Here is an 18,216-nt window from a genome sequence, read left to right as displayed (position 1 = left end):
TCACACGGCTCGTCTTGTCCGCCGCAGCGTCTCCGAGGGCAGCTCGGAGAAATGGCGCTTATAGTCGAGCGAGAACTGGCTGAAGTGCCAGAATCCGTGCTGCACGGCAACGTCGTAGATGGATCTCCCAGCGCCGCCGGCGCGCTTCAGCTCGCGCCGCACGCGGTTCAGCCGCATCGCGCGCCAGTAATGCATCGGACTCGTGCCCAGCACCTCTTGGAAGGAATAACCGAGCTTGCGCGGGCTGGCGCCGACGGCCTTGCAGACCTCCAGCAGCGAAAGTGAACGAGCACCGCTGCCATGCATCAGCTCGCGGGCGCGATCGACGGTTCGCCGCCGCGCGGCCGCGCCGCGTCCGGGATCGCTGGTTCGCGCCGTTGGCAGCATGTCCATGATCTCGACGAGAAGGGCGTCTTCAAGCGCCTGCCTGGCTGCCGGATCGCTGAACCTTTCCGGAGCGGTCGCGATCGTCTCTTGAATGGCGGCGAGGTGCGAGCGCAGCCGCACGACCGGAGCTTCCGCCATTTCGACCATCTGCAATTGGTGCCAGACAGTGCGCGGCAGCTCGATCTCGAGCCGGGCGGCAAGCTCCGAGATCAGCGCCGCGCTGGCAACGATGCCACGCAGCTCGAACGCCTTCGGCGTGCACATATCGACTTCGGCGTCGACGCAGGCGATGACCTGGGCGCCTGCAACGCTGGCGCCGTTGCAATTGACTTCGCCGTCGCCGTGCCAGGGCAGGCCGATACCAAAGCTGTCAGCGCCCAGCTGACCGTACTGACGGACCTGCTGGCTGGTGATTTCGCGGAATACTTCGACATGGGGCAGGGAGAGCTGAGTGAAGCTGCCGCGAAACGCCCCGGCACTGATCTGGTCGTAGCTCAACCGCCAGCGGCCGAGGCTGGCGCAATGCTCATCGACGTCCGTGCTGCTGGCCTGGAACAGGCTGACAGCCGAGTCTTGAATCGGAAGAGTTGCGCGCAAGGTCATGACAGAATTTCGAAATTTGGCGGCAAAGTCCGGCAAGGACCTAGGGCAAGACTGGCATGACCATCGCCCGTGTCCAGCAAAATATTGCCGGATCTCGATAACGTCCGATACCGCCCCGGTGCAGTCTTCTCGCTCACCGTCCCAACACCATCGCGGGGCGAGGCTTCGCGGAGGATCGACATGCGGCCGACCGAGATCATGCGTGGCAGCCCGCCAGCGCCAGAGGCCCAGGTGACGCGCGCCAACTGGCGCAGCTTCCCGGCGATCCGCTGGGGTTTCACCCACACCCGCGAAGTGTTGCCGACGGCCGAGGTTCGCCGCTCGGCCCACCCGAGCCCGATCACCAGCGCGCCGCGCGAGCTGAGCATGATCGGCTTCACCTCGCCCGACGGCACGCCGACCACGATCGCGGCGACATTACGCGAAACTTTCGCCGACACGCTGCTCGTGATGCACCGGGGCACGCTGGTTCACGAATGGTATGGCGATGGCATGAGCGCGACCACACCGCATCTGATCTGCTCGATCAGCAAGGCGGTCGCCGGCACCCTCGGCGGCATTTTGGCCGCGCGCGGATTGCTCGATCCCGAGGCGAGGGTGGTGCGCTATGTGCCGGAGCTGGAGACCTCGGTCTATGCGGGCTGCACTGTCCGCAACCTGCTCGACATGGCCGTCGCCATCAAGTTCGAGGAGGATTACGAGGATCCCGCCGGCGACGTCGCGCGCTACCGATTCTCCTCCGGCTGGGACGTGCCGCCGCCGGGCGTCGAGCCAGGTCATCAGCGCGCCTATCTCACGACCTTGCGCGGCACCGGCAAGCCGCACGGCAAGGTGTTCCACTATGTCTCGCCCAATACCGAAGTGCTCGGCTGGGTCTATGAACGTGCCTGCGGCATGCCCTACCAGTCCATCCTCTCCGAATATCTCTGGCAGCCCCTGGGCGCGGAGGAGGACGGCTCGCTGACTCTCGACAGCCACGGCATGGGCCGCATCGCGGGCGGCCTGTCGGTCACGGCCCGCGATCTCATCCGCTTCGGCGAGATGATCCGCTGCCGCGGCGTGGTCGAGGGACGGCAGGTGGTGCCGGGCTGGTGGATCGACGACATCAGAGAGAACGGCGATCCCAAGGCCTGGGCCGACGGCGACCTCGCCGAATTCTTCCCGGGCGCGCGCTACCGTAGCAAATGGTTCACGATCGATCCGACCCGCAACGCGATCACTGCGATCGGCATTCATGGCCAGTTGCTCTATGTCGACCTGGACTCGGACACCGTCATCGCCAAGCTCGCCACGCAGCCGAAAGCGATGGACGTTCCGATCGACCAGCGCTGGTTTGCCGCCTTCAACGCCATCACTGCGCATCTCGCCCCGCGCTGAATCATGGACGTCCTCATGCTCGGCACCGTCAAGTCCAAACCGTCAGCCCAAGCTGTCGCGCCACATCCGCTGGATCCGCTGACGGCCGAAGAGATCACCGCGGCCTGCACGCTCGCGCGCGCCGCCGCAGTTTCGCCGGAGAACTGCCGCTTCCCGATGGTGCGGCTGGAAGAGCCGACCAAGCAGGAGCTGGCTACCGGGGGAGCTGGACGCTGCGCCTTCGTGCTGACCCTGGACATCACCACGGGCGAGGCGATCGAGCACATCATCGATCTCGGCCGCAGCGCGATCGTCGACCGCAATATCGTTCCCAACCGAGCAGCGCCGTACGGACAGCCGCCGGTGATGCTGGAAGAGTTCTTCAAATGCGAGGCCGTGGTGAAGGCCGATCCCGCCTGGCGTGCGGCGATGGTCCGGCGCGGACTCTCCGACAAGGATATCGAGCTGGTCCAGGTCGATCCATTCTCGTCGGGTTTCTTCGACAAGGAGTTCGAGCGCGGCGCCCGCATCGTGCGCGCCGTCAGCTATTTCCGCGAGCATCTCCAGGACAACGGCTATGCGCATCCGATCGAAGGGGTGGTCGCCGTGGTCGACCTGATCGGCGGTAAGGTCATTGATCTCACCGACGAAGATCCGATCGTGCCGATCCCGCGCAAGAAGCGAAATTACGGCGCGCATGACCTCGAAAAACCGCGCATCGGCATCAAGCCGCTCAACATCGAACAGCCGGAAGGCGCGAGCTTTGAGGTCGAGGGCTGGAAGGTCGACTGGCAGAAATGGAGTTTCCGCGTCGGTTTCACTCCGCGCGAAGGGCTGGTGCTGCATCAGCTCGCTTACCAGGACGGTGAGCGCAAACGCTCCTTGATTCATCGCGCCAGCGTCACCGAGATGGTGGTGCCCTATGCCGACCCGACTGCCAATCATTTCTGGAAGTCGGCGTTCGATGCCGGCGAATACGGCCTCGGCATGCTCGCCAATGCGCTCGAGCTCGGCTGCGATTGCCTCGGTAACATCCACTATTTCGACGTGCCGGCTGCCGACAGCAAGGGCGAGCCCTTCGTCATGCGGAACGCCATCTGCATGCACGAAGAAGATTATGGAATTGCCTGGAAGCACTATGAGTTCCGCAATGGCCTGTTCGAGGTCCGCAGATCCCGACGACTCGTGATCTCGTTCTTCGCGACCGTCGGCAATTACGACTACGGCTTCTATTGGTACCTCTACCAGGACGGCACCATCCAGTTGGAGACCAAGCTCACCGGCATCATTCAGACCGCCGCCGTGCCGTCGGGCGAGACGTATAAATGGGGCGGCATGGTCGACGACAATCTGGGCGGGCCGACGCACCAACACTTCTTCAACGTTCGGCTGCACATGGATCTCGATGGCGGCGGCAACACGGTGACGGAGCACGAATTCGTGCCGCGGTCCTGGGGCCACGACAATCCACACGGCAATGTCTTCGACGTCACGACGCGCGTGCTGTCGCGCGAGCGCGACGCCGCGGCCATCGCCAACGGCGAGACCGGCCGGTTCTGGAAGATCAGCAATCCCAACGAGACCAACTCGGTCGGCAATGCTCCCGCCTACAAGCTCGTGGTCAACCCGAGCCCGCTGATGCTGGCACAAGAGGGCAGCTATGTGCGCGGGCGCGGCGGCTTTGCCACCAAGCATGTCTGGGTCACCGCGTTCGACAAGGACGAGAAATACGCCAGCGGCGACTATCCCAACGTCCATGCCGGCGGCGACGGCCTGCCGCGCTATGCGGCGCAGAACCGCAACATCGAGAACGCCGACATCGTGGTGTGGCATTCGTTCGGCCACACCCATGTCTGCAAGCCCGAGGATTTTCCGATCATGCCGGTCGAATATGCCGGCTTCATGCTGAAGCCGACCGGATTTTTCGCGGCGAATGCGGCGGGCGACATCCCGCCGGACCGCAATAGCCGCAGCTTGCTGGCGGGCGCAAAGGGCGCCGCCGCAAACTGTTGCCGCGCGGACCCGGGGTAACATTCAGTAACTCGCGCGCCATTGGCTTCGGCCGCAACGTTGACCGCGATGCAGCCATGCGTGCGGCCCGTCTCGTGCAGATTGCCGCCGCCAGTCTGGAAATATTCCAATTCTAAAGAAGCGACGCCGCAGCGCGCGTGAGCGCATTGGTCGCACATGCTACGGACATCTCTGGAGAGATTCTAACGCTGTTCCTATCGCACTCGCAAACCGCCTGAGTTAGGGCGGGACATCAAGAATGATACCGGCAAAGCCGGCAGTGCGTGGGGCTTCGAAAGACGTGACCGACTTCCACTTTTCTTCGCGTGAGGATACGCGTCGGCGACAAATTCAGATGCTCTTGCTTGGAGCGGTCAGTACCTTCTCCGTCGTTATTCCCGTCAGTTCCGTGGAAGCGCAGACGCAGATTCCCGCCGTCACTGTCGATGCGCCGGCCCAGCGCGCCCGTCCTGCGGCGATCGCGTCGTCGAAGAGGGCGGCAACACGGACCTCGCGCGCCAATCGCCGCTCTCCCGCGCAGCAGTCCGCGCCAACGCAATCGGCACCATCGAACGACGCGACGGGCGAACGCGCCAACGGTCCTGTGCGCGGCTTCGTCGCCACGCGCAGCGGTACCGCCAGCAAGACGGATACGCCGCTGATCGAAACCCCGCAGTCGGTGTCCGTCGTCACCACCGATCAGGTCCGCAATCAGGGCGCGGTCTCGATCGGCGAGGCGCTGCGGTACACCGCCGGCGTCAGCGGCGACGTCAATGGCGGTTCCGATACCCGCTTCGGCGCGCTCCAGATCCGCGGCTTCGACACGACCATGTCCGGCCTCTACATCGATGGCCTGCGAATCCCTTCGAGCAATTACGTGCATTTCAACGGCCTCGATCCCTACGGCGCCGAGCGTCTGGAAGTGCTGAAGGGTCCGTCGTCGGCGATGTATGGCGGCAGCGGCACCGGCGGCATCCTCAACTACGTGACCAAGCTGCCGACCGCGCAGCAGTTCGGCGAGGTCTCGATCTCCGGCGGCAGCTTCAACCGCTACCAGGGCCAGTTCGACATGGGCGGACCCGCCAACAAGGAAGGCACGGTGCTGTGGCGCCTGACTGGCGTCGTTCGCGACGGCGAAACCCAGGTCGACTTCACCAAGGACAATCGCGTCTTCATCGCACCGGCCGTCACCTTCAAGCCGAACGAGGACACCACCATCACCCTGCTCGCCAACTACCAGCGCGACCGGGCAGGGTGGGGCCTGCAATTCCTGCCGGCCTCGGGCACGGTATGGCCGAACAACGGCCGCACCATTCCGGTCTCGTTCTTCGCGGGCGTGCCTGGTTTCAACGCGTTCAACACCGAGATCGCAACCGCCGGGTATCAGCTGTCGCACAATTTCACCGACAACATCACGTTCCGGCAGAACCTGCGCTACGCCTACCAGCACAACGAGGAAAAGACCTTCTACGGTACCGGATACACCGACGAGGCGGCGGGGCAGCTGGGGCGTTTCGGCAGCTACAGCAACTCGTATATCAATTCCCTTGCGGTGGACAACCAGCTCCAGGGCAAGTTCAACACCGGCATTCTCAGCCACACCACGCTGGTCGGGCTCGACTATCGCAACACCACGTTCCGCGACACCGCCTTTGCCGTCACGACGTCGTCGCCGGAGATCAACGTCTTCAATCCGGTCTACAGCAACGATTGGGCCATGGGCGGCCTCTACGACAACAAGGGCGTGAAGCAGTCGCAGCTCGGCCTCTATGCGCAGGACCAGATCAAGCTTGGCCGGCTGTCGTTCCAGCTCGCGGGCCGTCAGGATTTCGTGACGACGCAGCTCGACACCAATCTGCCTCCTGCCGATACATCAGTCACGAAGGACGCCTCGGCCTTCACCGGCCGCGCCGCAATGATGTACAATTTCGACAACGGCATCGCCCCCTATCTCAGCTATTCCGAGTCGTTCCTGCCGCAGCTCGCGACAAGTCCGTCCGGACAGATGCTCAATCCCGAGACCGGCGTGCAGTACGAGGTGGGCGTCAAGTATCAGCCGCTCGGCTGGAACGCGCTGTTCACCCTCGCTGCCTTCGACCTGACGCGTGACAACGTCGCTGTGTACGTGCCTGCGACGACCTTTTACGAACAGATCGGGCAGGTGAAGTCGCGCGGCATCGAGCTTGAAGGCTCGATGTCGCTCGCCGACGGCTGGAACCTGCGGGCGGCCTATGCCTATGTCGATGCCATGGTCACGCAGGATCCGGTCAATGTCGGCAAGGCCCCCGTCACCGTGCCGCTCAACCGCGCCTCGTTGTGGAGCGACTACACGCTTCAGAACGGACTGCTGGCGGGCCTGCAGTTCGGCGGCGGCGTTCGCTATGTCGGCGCGACCTGGGGTGACGATGCCAACACGTTCAAGGTGGGATCGGCCACCGTGCTGGATGCGCTCCTCGCCTACACCAGGGACAATTGGCGTCTGTCGGTGAACGTCACCAATCTGGCGGATACGCGCTATGTCGCCGCCTGCTACGGCCTGTCGGGCTGCATGTATGCCGAGGGACGGAAAGCCATCGGCAAGCTGACTTACCGCTGGTGAACCGAAGACGGTCCGGCAAAGCGAGCCGGACCTGCCGGATGAGAGTGCAAGACGATGAGAGCGATATTCGGCAAGCTGCATCGCTGGGCGGGACTGCTCACGGCCGGATTCCTGTTCTTCTCCGGCATCACGGGCGCGATAATCTCGTGGGACCATGAGATCGACGACGTCCTGAACAGCCATTTATTCGACGTCACCAGCAAGGGGCCCGCCATCCCCTCGATCGAGCTCGCCAGGATGATCGAGCAACGCGATCCCCGCGCGCGCGTCGTCTATCTCTTCATGACGCCGGAGGAGGGCCATTCGCTGTGGTTCTTCGTCATGCCCAGGATCGATCCCGCGACCGGCAAGCGTTACGCGCTCGACTATAATCAGATATTCCTCGATCCCAACACCGGCGCCGAACTCGGCCGGCGCTATTGGGGCGCGGTGTGGCCGGTGACGCGGGAGAATTTCGTCTCCTTCCTCTACAAGCTGCACTACACGATGCACATCCCGGAGTTCTGGGGCAGCGATCGCTGGGGCATGCGCCTGCTCGGCGTGATCGCCATCATCTGGACCATCGACTGCTTCGTCGGCTTCTATCTGACGCTGCCTTCGCGGCGCCGGACCAAGGTGGTGCGGGCACCTGAAGTCACGCGCCAGCTCGAGCGCGGCTTCTGGGCGCGCTGGGCGCCGGCCTGGACCATCAAGACCTCGGGCAGCGCCTACCGGATCAATTTCGACATCCATCGCGCCTTCAGCCTGTGGACCTGGGGCGTGCTCTTCGTCATCGCCTTCACGGCGTTCTCGCTGAACCTCTATTTCGAGGTGTTCTCGCCGATGATGAAGATGGTGTCGAACTACACGCCGACGCCCTATGAGCAGCGGCCCTATCGCGATCTCGACAATCCCATCGAGCCCAAGGTTACCTTCGCCGAGATCGCTGCGCGCGCGGCGGCCGACGGCAAGGCGCGAGGCTGGACCATCCCGGTCGGCTCGGTCAATTACGGCCCGGCTCATGGTGTTTATGCCGCCGCCTTCTTCCACCCCGGCGACGATCACGGCGCCGGCGGCGTCGGCCCGGCGCAGCTCTATTACGACAGCGAGGATGGCCGCCCCATCGGCGAACGGCTGCCCTGGGTCGGCACCGCCGCCGACATCTTCGTCCAGGCCCAGTTCCCGCTGCATTCGGGCCGTATCGTCGGACTGTTCGGCCGCATCCTGATCTCGATCATGGGGCTCGTTGTCGCCGCGCTCTCGGTCACCGGCGTCGTGATCTGGTGGCGCAAGCGCCGCGCCCGCGTCCGGGTTCGTGAGACCGCGGCGGTGCGGCTCGATCGGCAACTCACGCCGGCGGAGTAGGGCGCGCCCGGCGACCGAGGATGAACCTTCCGGCCTGGCGCCGCCACCAATGGGGGACCGCTCCCAAGTCCCCGGACGCCGAATGAAATCGCTTGCCTTGCTCTGCCTGCTCGTCCTGGCGACGCCCGTTCATGCAGCGACTCCCGAGCAACGCTATCTCGACCTGCGCGATCGCTACATCGCAACGTTCTCCAAAGCCAAGGAGAGTGAGGAGATCTACAAGCAGCACGAGGCCGCCCTGAAGGAGCTGGCGGGCGTGCTGCGCGGCCTTATCGGACCGGTCGCGATCAAGGGGCTGCCCGCGGACGGCAAATCGAACGCCGACACGCTGTTCAAAGGTGACTCGGGCTTCGGCCATCTCGACGGTCTCGGTTTCGCCTCCGAAGGCGACAAGAGACAGGCTGTGGTGACCACAACGGGGCTGCTCAAGCACTGGCTGGGTGAGCACCGGGAGGACGGCATGCCGCAAGAGATCGGTGGGGCCTTCAAGTCCGACCGCTTCTACTATCAAGCAATTCAGGACTCGGCCTTCGCCAAATATGCGGAGCTGCCGATCATCAAGCCGGCGTCTGCGAGCGTCGCCGCCGCGGTGCTGGGCGTGCGCGGCAATGGCGATCTGAAAGCGCCGCCGCGTGAGATCGACGTCGTCGCGATCCAGGGTGACAAGGTCTTCTTCCTCGCCGACAGCGACGCCGTGAAGACGTCCGAGATTCCGGCCTGCGAGAAAGTCTGGAAGCAGATGATGGCCCGGAAAACGCCGCAAGACGCCATGGCCAAAGAAGACCAGGCGATGGACGCCTACACCAAATGCTTCGCCAAGGAAGCACCAAGCCAGAGCTGGTACGCAGCGGCCGTCAAAAAGGCACAGGGCCAGTTGGATCTGTTGCTGTCGCGATAGCCGTCCCGACTGCTCTGCTACGCGGACAATTCGACCGGCTTGCCGGCCTCATCGATCAGGTGCACGCGATCGATATCGACGCGCGGCAGCAATGATCGGATCTGCTCCGTCGGCATCAGGCTGAACGCCGTCGACAGGGCGTCAGCGGCAGTCGCGCTGCGGGACACGGTCGTCACGCTGCGATAGCGCAGGGCGCAGCCGCCCGATCGGGGATCGAACAAATGGTTGAAGCGCGCCCTGGAATCGAACTGGCAGCCGTAGCCGCCCGAGGTGGACACGGCGCGATCGACGACCGGCAAGACCGTCTTCGTCTGGCCGACAATGTCGGGATCGGCGATGCCGACCTCCCAGGGATGTCCGTCCGGACGCGCGCCGATCGCGCGGGCTTCGCCCATGTCGACCAGGCTGTGCGAGACGCCGTGCGCCCGCAGCAGGTCGACCACTTTGTCGGTGACGTAGCCTTGCGCGATCCCGTTCAGGGTGACGGCCATGCCCTTGGGCATCACGATCCGGTCGCGGCTGACTGACAGCCGTTGGCTACCGATGCGCGCCAGCGCCGCCTCGATCTCGGTTGCCGCAGGACCCGCCGGATCGGCGTCATCGCGCGCGAAGTGGCTGGCATAGAGCTCCCACAGCGGCTGCACCGTGACGTCGAACACACCGCCCGTGACCATGGAATAGTGCTGCGAAATCGAGAGCAGCTCGACCATTTCGGCGGCGGGATCGATCAGGACACCCGTCCGGTTCAGGACGACCAGGGCGGAATCGGGGAGGTAGAGACTGAACTGTCGCTCGAGCCGCCGCGCCTCGGCGCAGGCCAGTGCGATCAGCCGCTCCGCCCGGCTGCGATCCTCGTCGTGGATCTCCAACGTCGCAACCGCGCCCAGCATCGTGCCGCGCCAGGTGACCGGCGCGATCGCTGCACGAGCGGGATGACCTGAAGACAGCGCGCCGAGGCTAGCGGCCGCCGCGCTGATCCGGATGAAGCGTCGCCGCGTCAGGGTTGGCGTCATGGCGTCCTCCTCGGTCGTTCGCTCGACGGGCCTTCCGCTGCCTCGTCGGCCGCCGCAGTGCCGGGGACAGTCGCCGACGCCAGGACATAGTCCCGCGGCACATCGTTGAAGCCGACGATCCTGCCGCCGTTTTCAGCGGCGAACTTCTCCGCCGCCGCCTTGTCCGAGAACGGAACGGCCTCGTCGCCGCCCATGCCGCTCTTGACCCGGCTCTCGATCACGAACAGCGCCTTGCGCGCCTCGATCCAATTGTCGGCGCCCGGCTTGTCCCAGTCGGGGGTCTTGCCCATGTCGGACACGTAGATCGCCAAAATGTCCTTGGGCTCGTCGGGCAGCATGGTGAAGGCGATGGTGTCCCGCACCGACGAGAACCACACGGGCTCAATGAGGCTCGCGGCAAAGATATGGCCCTTCGGTCCCGGATGCTCGAGCACGTTCATGCCGCAGTAATGGCCGATATCTTCCGCGGTCATCCGATGCGGCGGCGGGACCTTCGCCGCCTGCTTGTCGTTGCAGCCTGCGAGCGCCAGCGGCACGAGCAAGGCGAGCAGGATCGTTCGGCGCCTCATAACTCCCTCCGCGAGAATGCGAGCGCGGCCAGCGCCAGCGGCACCGAGGTCCAGCCGAGCAGGGCGGTCAGCAGCACCGGTATCGTCAGGGACGTCGTCTGGGCAAGGCCGGCCATGCCGGCGAAGGTGCTGACATTGGCAAATCCGGTGAGGTTGATCAGACGATAGGCGTCGGTCGGGTTCGCCAGCAGCATGGCGTTGAGCACGGCGGCCGAGATGCTGCGTCCCTGATCGAGCGCGAGCACGCCGAGCAGCGCCATGTCGTAGATCAGCACCAGCAGCAGCCACAATCCGATGCAGATGCCGGCTGCCGTCCCGCGGTCCCGCACGAGCGCGCTGACCAGATATCCGATCGCGACGAAAACGGCGCCGAGGAGCACCGAGGAGCCCACCATGGCCCCGAACGCCAGCAGACTATCGCCGTCGATCTGGCTGCCCGTCGCCGCCAGCGCCCCAACCGCCGCGCCGTAGCCGAGGCACGTCGCAAAAGCGAGGACGGCGAGATGGCCCAGGAACTTGCCGAGCAGAACCTGCCATCGCGCGACCGGATAGCTCAGCAGCAACAGCATCGTCCCGCGTTCCATCTCGCCGACGATGGCGTCATGAGAGATCAGAAGCGCGATGAGCGGAACGAGAAAGATCGTCAGGCTCGACAGGCTGACGACGACCACGTCCAGCGTGCGAACGCCCACATTCCCGGTCGGCGCGCTGCCGAGAAAGGTCAGCGACAAAGCAAGCCCAGCGAGCAGGAGCGTTGCGGCAAGCACCCAGCGATTGCGGATGGCCTGATGGATCTCCTTGGCGGCGATGATCATGACATTCATGGCGCCTGCTCCGATTGCCGGAGGAAATGAGCATAGAGCTCGTCGAGGGTCGGCGGAACCACATCGACATCCTCGACGGCATTGCCGGCGGCCGTGGCGCGATGCAGCAGCTCGATCTTGCGCTCCGGCGCGGCGTCGATCTCGACGATGTGGCCGTTCAGGCGGCGGCAGGTCGCATCTTGCGGCGCCCAGCCCGGCATCTCGCTCGGAGCGAGGCCCGCCACCTTGAGGCGGATCCTGGTGGGCAGCCTGGCGAGACGACGCAGCTCGTCGATCGATCCGTCCGCGACCTTGATGCCGCGGTTCATGATGATGACCCGGCCCGCACGTTCCTCGAGTTCGGTCAGCGCATGCGACGACAGCAGCACGGTCGCGCCGCTGGCCGCCAGCCGCGCGATGATGTCGTAGAAGGTCTGCCGCAGCTCAGGATCGAGGCCGGTGGTCGGCTCGTCGAGCAGCAGCACGCGCGGCTGACCGAGCAGCGCCTGCGCGAGCCCGAGCCGCTGGCGCATGCCTTTCGAATAGGTGCTGACCCGGCGGCGGCTCGCCGCGCCCAGCCCGACGGCTTCGAGCAGATCGAGCGCCTTGGCCACCGGCTCCCGCTTTAGCCTGGCATAGAAGGCCTGCGTCTCGCGGCCGGTGAGGGCAGGGTCGAAGGAGACGTTTTCCGGGAGGTAGCCGAGCTGGCGCCGGCCCGCGAATTCGCCGACGGCGGGATTGTCTCCGAGAACCTCGATGGCGCCGCTGGTCGGCCGGATCAGCCCCAGCATGAGCTTCATGAGCGTGGTCTTGCCGGCGCCGTTGTGGCCGATCAAGGCCACCAGCTCGCCCTGGCCAAGCGTGAACGAGGCGCCGCGCACGGCCTCGACCCGGCCATAGGTCTTGGTGACGTCGCTGACGCGTACCGTGCTGGTCATCGCGTCTCCTTCCGCGCCGCGCCCTGTGGGGGCGATACCAGCGGATGGCTGTCGACCACGCCGCCGGGCAACAACGCCGGAAACTGCGCCTGCGCCCAGCGGATCACCTGGACGGCGGGGCTGTTGATCAGGACCTTCGCAGCGGGCGCCGTCCACAGCACGCGATCGATGAGGTCGTTCGGCCGGTACGCCGTGTCGGCGATACCGTCGCCGTTGAGGTCGAAGGCCGGATTATCGCTCCAGTAATTGCCGCGCCCCCCGGTCGACCAGTCGAGATGCCGTGTGCCGACATATTTCACCTGGTTGGCGTTGCTGACGAAGGCGTTGCCGGTGATCTCGTTGCCTTCGGAGCCGGCCGTGAAGTGCACGCCGATGGCGCAGCGCTCGAACCAGTTGTTGCGGAATTTGTTGTGATTGGTGTTGTAGATGAACACGCATTTCTCGGGGCCGCTCCGCAGCGTGCTCTCCCGTTTGGCTTGCGGCAGCATGCCTCGCTCGTCGTCGGGACCTTCGTCCGCTTTCTGTACAGTCGAGCCGAGCGGGCCACCGATGACCCGATTGTCTTCGATCTGGGCATAGTTCGCGTAGTTGAAGAGCATGCCATAGTCGCGATCGCGATCGGAGGAATTGCCGCGGATCACGAGACGGTTCGAATACATGATGGCGTAGCCGACATGGTTGCCAACTGAAACGTTCCCGCTGATCTCGCTGTCGTTGGTGTACATGTAGTGGACGGCGAAGCGAACCTGCTCGAAGCGATTGTCGAGGAAACGGTCCTTGTTGCTGGAGATCGAGAAGATGCCGTCGCGGCCGTAACGGAAATTGTTGTTGGCGATGGTGACGTCAGGCGCATTCCAAAGCGAAACGCCGTTGCCCGCCTCGCTGAGACGTCCGCCGCGCAGTCCCTCGATCTCGTTGCGGACGACGCGGGAGCCCCTGGCGCCATGCACATAGACGCCGAACAGGTTTCCCACCAGCCGGTTGCCCTCGATCGTCGCGCGCTCGGCCGTCTTCTGCAGGAAGATCCCGGAATTCATCGCCTGAAGATCGCGGCCCGATCCCCGGATGGTCAAGCCGCGGACAGTGACGTCGGGTGCGCTGACGGTGATGACGTTGCCGGCGCCGTCGCCATCGAGCACGGCCTCGCGGTTGCCGACCAGCTGTAAAGGACGGTCGATGCGGATCGCGCCGTGATATTCGCCGGCCGCAAGCGCGACGATGTCGTCGGCGCGCGCGCTGTCCAGCACGGCTTGCAGTGACTGGCCAGGCGCAGCCGTCAACGTCTCCGCACTGGCGAAGCCGGACAATCCGGCGGCGACCAGCGCCGCCGGAAACATGCGTAACAATGGACCCACGAGGTCGCTCCGATCAGACCGATTTCGGCTCGACAAACATCCGGCCCTTCATCTCCATGTGCATGGCGTGGCAGAACCAGGAGCAATAGTACCAGTAGACACCCGGCCTGTCGGCCGTGAAACTCACGGACGCCGTCGCCATCGGCCCGATCTCCATCTGGATGCCGTAGTTCACGATGCAGAACCCGTGCGTCAGGTCTTCCACCGCATCGATATTGGTGACGAATACCGTCACTTCGTCACCTTGCTTGACCTGGAACTGCTCGAGACCAAAGGCTGGGGCGGTGGACGTCATGTAGACGCGCACCTTGTTGCCGTCGCGAATGACCTTCGAATCCGCCTCGAGGTTGATGCCGTCCGCCTTGGCCTGCTTGACCGCGTCCGCAAACATCGGATCCGCGCGATCGTAGATCGAGATCGGGTTGATCTTGGAGCGGTGAACGATGGTCGCGTCATGCGGCTCGGCGAAGCTCGGGCCGTCATGCACCAGCTTCATCTGATCGCCGGAGATGTCGATCAGCTGATCGTTCTCGGGCTTGAGCGGGCCGACGTTCAGGAAACGGTCCTTCGAGAACTTGTTCAGCGAGATGAGCCATTTTCCATCCGCCTCCTTGGTCTGGCCCATCGAAGAATGGTTGTGACCGGGCTGATAGTGCACGTCGATCTTCTGCAGGATGGGATTGACCTTCTCGCCCTTGAACGCCCGCTTGGCGAGATCGATGCTCCACTTGCAGACCTGGCTGTCGAGGAACAGCGTCGTGTAGGCGTTGCCCTTGCCGTCGTAGGCGGTATGCAGCGGGCCGAGGCCGAGCTCGGGCTCCGCGACCACGACGTCGCGCGGCTTGATCTTATCGTCGAACAGATCGTCGAATTTGCGGACGTCCATCACGGTCACGGTGGGCGAGAGTTTTCCGGCCGCCACGATGTGAATGCCGTCCGGCGCCGTGTTCATGCCGTGCGGATTGTTCGAGACCGGAACGTAGCGGGTGTAGGCCGAGCCCTTGCGGCCGTCGATGACGGGCACGCCGTTCATTTCCTTGAAGTCGCCCTTCTTCAGGGCTTCCTCGATCCGCTTGATGTTGAAGATGACGACCCAGTCCTGTTCGCTGGCAGTCATCTCCGCGAGCGTGACGCCTTCCTCGCCGTTGTAGCAGGTCGCGAAGCAGTATTTGCCCTGATAGTCGGCATCGACGTTGTCGAGGTTGCCGCTGACGATCACCTGCCAGGCCACCTTCATCGTGTCGCCGTCAATCGCGCTGAAGATGGAGCGATACTGCTTGGCATCGTCGAGGACCTTGCCGTCATTGGGCAGCGGCACGCCATCCTCGCCATTGGCAAACACATACCCCGTGCGCGGGTATTTCTGCACCCGCAGTCCGTGGACCGTGTGCTGGTTCGGCAGCTCGACGATCTTGTCGCATTTCATGATGTCGAGCCGCACCCGTGCGACGCGGCTGTTGGCCTTGTCGTTCATGAAGGCATAGCGACCGTCATAGGTGCCGTCCGTGAACGAGATGTGCGGGTGGTGGAGGTCGCCGTTCAGGTACGTGCCGCCGCGGTTCTTGAGGAACTCGCGGGTCGCGGGCTGCATGCCTTCGGTCAGGACCTTGATGCTCTCGTTGGTCTGGCCCCAGCCGGTCGCGCTGCAGCGGTTGAAGACCGGGACGCGCATCAGCTCGCGCATCGAGGGAAGGCCGATGATACGCATCTCGCCGGACTGTCCGCTCGAGAAGAACACATAATATTCGTCGAGCTCGCCGGGCGCGACCTCGGTCTTCTGAACGGCCGGCCTCGCCGCCGGCGCTTTCGGCGCGGCATTCTTGGTCTGCGCGTCCGCGGAGGAGACGAAGCCGCCGTCCGTCAGCGCTACTCCGCCGGCAAGGCCCACGCCCGCTGCGGCCGCCGTCGTTCCCAGCACTGTTCGTCGGCTGACGCCCTTTGCCTTATCGTTCTCGCTCATGATTGCCTCCTCGGCTTTCGGTTCAGTTCGGTGGTGGAGAGATGGCGGGTGACGCGCCGACAGTCTTGCCGCCGGCGGTGATGACGGTCGCGGGACCCTTGCCGCCCGAGCGCATCGTGGGCGAGGACATCGCCGCGAACTTCTCGCGCTTGAGCCGCACCTGGATCATGTGCGGGCAGCGGTGGTCGTCGTAATAGAGTTCCTGACAGTGCATGCAGTAGATGCACTCATTGACGTTGATGTGACCCTCGGGATGGATCGATTGCACTGGGCATTCCTTGGCGCAGCGCTGACAGGGCGAGCCGCACTCTTCCCAGCGGCGCAGCCATTCGAAGGTCCGGATGCGGCCGGGAATGGCGAGCGCAGCGCCGAGCGGGCAGAGGTAGCGGCAGAAGAAGCGCTCGATGAAGAGGCCGATGACGAGCAGGGCGACGGCATAGGCGACGAACGGCCAGCTCCGCGAAAACTTCAGGATGATCGCGGTCTTGAACGGTTCGACCTCGGCGAACCGTTCAGCCATGTCGACCGAATAGAGCGACAGGCCGAACAGTCCGAGGAAGATGATGTACTTGATCGGCCACAGCCGCTCGTGGAGTCCCCACGGCACGGTGATTTGCGGCACCTTCAGCCATTTCGCGGCCGTGTTGGTGAGCTCCTGGAGCGCGCCGAAGGGACAAAGCCAGCCGCAGAACGGGCCGCGGCCCCAGAACAGGAGCCCGCCGGCCGTCGCGGCCCACAGGATGAAGATCAGGGGAGCGGCGAGGAAGAATTCCCAGCGGAAGCCCGTCACCAGCGCATTGCTGAAGGTGACGACGTTGACGACGGACAGCTGCGCGTTGGCGTACCAGCCAAGCCAGACCAGGACGAAAGCGAGATAGCCTCGTCGCACCCAGGTGTAGAATACCGGCCGACGCACGAGCAGGTTCTGAAAGAAGAAGATGCCGGTGAGGGCGGCCAGCATGAATGCGGTGATGCCGATCGACACGGTGCTCGACCGCCAGATCCGCATCCAGAGAGGCTCGTCTTCCTCCGCCGGCGGTGTGGCCGCAGCCTTTGCCTGCGAGACCGGAGGCGCCGCGCTCTCCGGCACCGTCACCGTGCGTTGCTCGCGGCGAATGTAGCTGTCGGGTAGGGCGTAGCCGAGGTCGAAGGTCAGGAATGCCTTGTCGCGGCCGCCGAGGCTCCGCTGCACCAGCAGCTGAAGCTGCCACGGCTGGGTGGGATCCAAGGTGAACTCGGGCGGGGTGACGAACAGGCCGATTTCCTTGAACTCGGGCGTGCCGACCGCCTCCAATGCGCCAAGACGGGTGTGGTTACGGTCGCGGAAGCGGGTGCTGTTGCCGTCCTGCAGAATCTCGATGCGATCGAAGATGCCGCCGCGGACGTAGGCCGAGCCCTTGAAGGAGTAGGGACCGTTGCCTGCGACGACAATCGCCTGCTGCCCGGGCTTCAGGCCGTCCTTCAGCCGCCGATAGCCGTCATCGCCGAGCAGGCTGCGGCCGATCGTGGGCGCGCTCACGAGCGCGACATAGAGGTCGATGAAGGTGTCGCCGGCGTCACCTGGCTCGGGATACTGGCTTGCCGCCGCGCTGCCGGATTTTGCAAAGGCATCGTTGATGTCGCCGATGCCAAGATGAAGCCGGCGTATCGAGCCGTCGCCGACGAGGCTTTCCCAGTCGCGCACCTCACTGCGTTCGAGATCGAGCGTCTTGATGACTGGGGGCAGGGCTGCCGAAGCCGCCGCGCCGTCGCCACCGCCTACGCGACCGCTTCGGATGAGCTTGGACGCCGCGCGAACGATACTGTCGCCCATCACCAGCACGGTGACGGTTGCGCCGCTCACGATGTCGACCTGCGGCGGCTTCTCGGCGCCACTTGCGACAGGCTTCATGTCCTTGCCGATCAGCCCATTCACGGCCGCGACGATGCGCGCTTCCGGAATGCCGACCAGCACGATCGGCTCCTTGTGATCGACCAGCTTGATACCGGTGATAACGCCCTTGGGATCGATGCCGGCCAGCAGGTGAATCGGTTTGCCGGAGTAACCGACGGAATTCGCGAAGTCGGAGTTGAGGAAGACAAATCCCTGCAGCTGATCGCCGCGGTATACAGGTACAATCGGCGGATCACCTTGTGGCGGTCCGAAACGATCAGCGCCCGGGAAAAATTCCGCAGGCGCGATCTTCGGCAGGTATGTCGGTAAGTCAGCCGCAGCGCAGGCGGGCGAAATATAAGTCAGACACACCAGCAGCAAGCCTGCGAGCGCCAGCGCTGCACGCCTTGCGAAGGTAGACTCTTCATGCGGTCGCTTCGACATGTCGGTCAAATGCCATCTGCGCGACCAACCGGGTCGCGCGTGCCTTGAGACTCTTCGTCGATGA

Annotated in this window: 13 protein-coding genes; 5 read left to right on the top strand and 8 right to left on the bottom strand. The window is 64.4% G+C overall.

From position 1 onward, the window contains the following. A complete protein-coding gene (locus ML401_RS17310) occupies positions 1 to 990 on the bottom strand; it encodes a helix-turn-helix domain-containing protein (protein ID WP_285812555.1) in 990 nt (329 codons plus the stop codon). A 180-nt stretch (positions 991 to 1,170) separates the two neighbouring features. Here ML401_RS17310 and ML401_RS17305 point away from each other — a divergent pair, with 180 nt between their 5' ends. From ML401_RS17305 to ML401_RS17285, 5 genes are all read left to right on the top strand, one after another. Further along, positions 1,171 to 2,367: a serine hydrolase gene (locus ML401_RS17305; protein WP_285812554.1), complete on the top strand. Its 1,197-nt coding sequence runs from the start codon at positions 1,171 to 1,173 to the stop codon at positions 2,365 to 2,367. Positions 2,368 to 2,382: 15 nt separating this feature from the next. Further along, on the top strand, positions 2,383 to 4,377 hold the full coding sequence (locus ML401_RS17300) for a primary-amine oxidase (RefSeq protein ID WP_285812695.1): 1,995 nt from the start codon (positions 2,383 to 2,385) through the stop codon (positions 4,375 to 4,377). Positions 4,378 to 4,960: 583 nt separating this feature from the next. Further along, positions 4,961 to 6,955 carry a TonB-dependent siderophore receptor gene (locus ML401_RS17295; RefSeq protein WP_285812694.1) on the top strand — a complete coding sequence of 665 codons (1,995 nt, stop codon included), beginning with the start codon at positions 4,961 to 4,963 and terminating at the stop codon, positions 6,953 to 6,955. 54 nt (positions 6,956 to 7,009) lie between these two features. Continuing rightward, positions 7,010 to 8,299, top strand: a complete 1,290-nt coding sequence (fsrB, locus tag ML401_RS17290) for a siderophore utilization protein FsrB (protein WP_285812553.1) — start codon at positions 7,010 to 7,012, stop codon at positions 8,297 to 8,299. Positions 8,300 to 8,381: 82 nt separating this feature from the next. Beyond that, positions 8,382 to 9,197, top strand: coding sequence for a hypothetical protein (locus ML401_RS17285; protein ID WP_285812552.1), 816 nt, complete (start codon positions 8,382 to 8,384; stop codon positions 9,195 to 9,197). A gap of 17 nt (positions 9,198 to 9,214) precedes the next feature. Here the strand turns inward: ML401_RS17285 and ML401_RS17280 are convergent, their stop codons facing one another. From ML401_RS17280 to ML401_RS17250, 7 genes are read right to left on the bottom strand one after another with little or no spacing between them, the layout of a single operon-like run. Then, positions 9,215 to 10,210: an FAD:protein FMN transferase gene (locus ML401_RS17280; RefSeq protein WP_285812551.1), complete on the bottom strand. Its 996-nt coding sequence runs from the start codon at positions 10,208 to 10,210 to the stop codon at positions 9,215 to 9,217. Further along, the gene (locus tag ML401_RS17275; protein ID WP_285812550.1) at positions 10,207 to 10,779 is read right to left on the bottom strand and encodes a nitrous oxide reductase accessory protein NosL; all 573 of its coding nucleotides are present in this window, start codon (positions 10,777 to 10,779) and stop codon (positions 10,207 to 10,209) included. The genes ML401_RS17280 and ML401_RS17275 overlap by 4 nt, the downstream gene beginning before the upstream one ends. After that, positions 10,776 to 11,603: an ABC transporter permease gene (locus ML401_RS17270; RefSeq protein WP_194402087.1), complete on the bottom strand. Its 828-nt coding sequence runs from the start codon at positions 11,601 to 11,603 to the stop codon at positions 10,776 to 10,778. Before ML401_RS17270 ends, ML401_RS17275 begins: the two co-directional genes overlap by 4 nt. Further along, positions 11,600 to 12,520 carry an ABC transporter ATP-binding protein gene (locus ML401_RS17265; protein ID WP_285812549.1) on the bottom strand — a complete coding sequence of 307 codons (921 nt, stop codon included), beginning with the start codon at positions 12,518 to 12,520 and terminating at the stop codon, positions 11,600 to 11,602. The genes ML401_RS17270 and ML401_RS17265 overlap by 4 nt, the downstream gene beginning before the upstream one ends. Next, positions 12,517 to 13,857 (bottom strand): nitrous oxide reductase family maturation protein NosD, encoded by a 1,341-nt coding sequence (locus tag ML401_RS17260; RefSeq protein ID WP_376717372.1) that lies wholly within the window; start codon positions 13,855 to 13,857, stop codon positions 12,517 to 12,519. Before ML401_RS17260 ends, ML401_RS17265 begins: the two co-directional genes overlap by 4 nt. Positions 13,858 to 13,888: 31 nt before the next feature. Continuing rightward, positions 13,889 to 15,835: a TAT-dependent nitrous-oxide reductase gene (gene nosZ, locus ML401_RS17255; protein ID WP_212066555.1), complete on the bottom strand. Its 1,947-nt coding sequence runs from the start codon at positions 15,833 to 15,835 to the stop codon at positions 13,889 to 13,891. A gap of 22 nt (positions 15,836 to 15,857) precedes the next feature. Next, positions 15,858 to 18,152 carry a NosR/NirI family protein gene (locus ML401_RS17250; RefSeq protein WP_285812547.1) on the bottom strand — a complete coding sequence of 765 codons (2,295 nt, stop codon included), beginning with the start codon at positions 18,150 to 18,152 and terminating at the stop codon, positions 15,858 to 15,860. Positions 18,153 to 18,216 lie beyond the last annotated feature (64 nt).

The organism is Bradyrhizobium sp. 62B (assembly GCF_030272265.2).
GTDB lineage: Bacteria > Pseudomonadota > Alphaproteobacteria > Rhizobiales > Xanthobacteraceae > Bradyrhizobium.
This window is presented reverse-complemented; position numbering and strand designations above follow the sequence as displayed.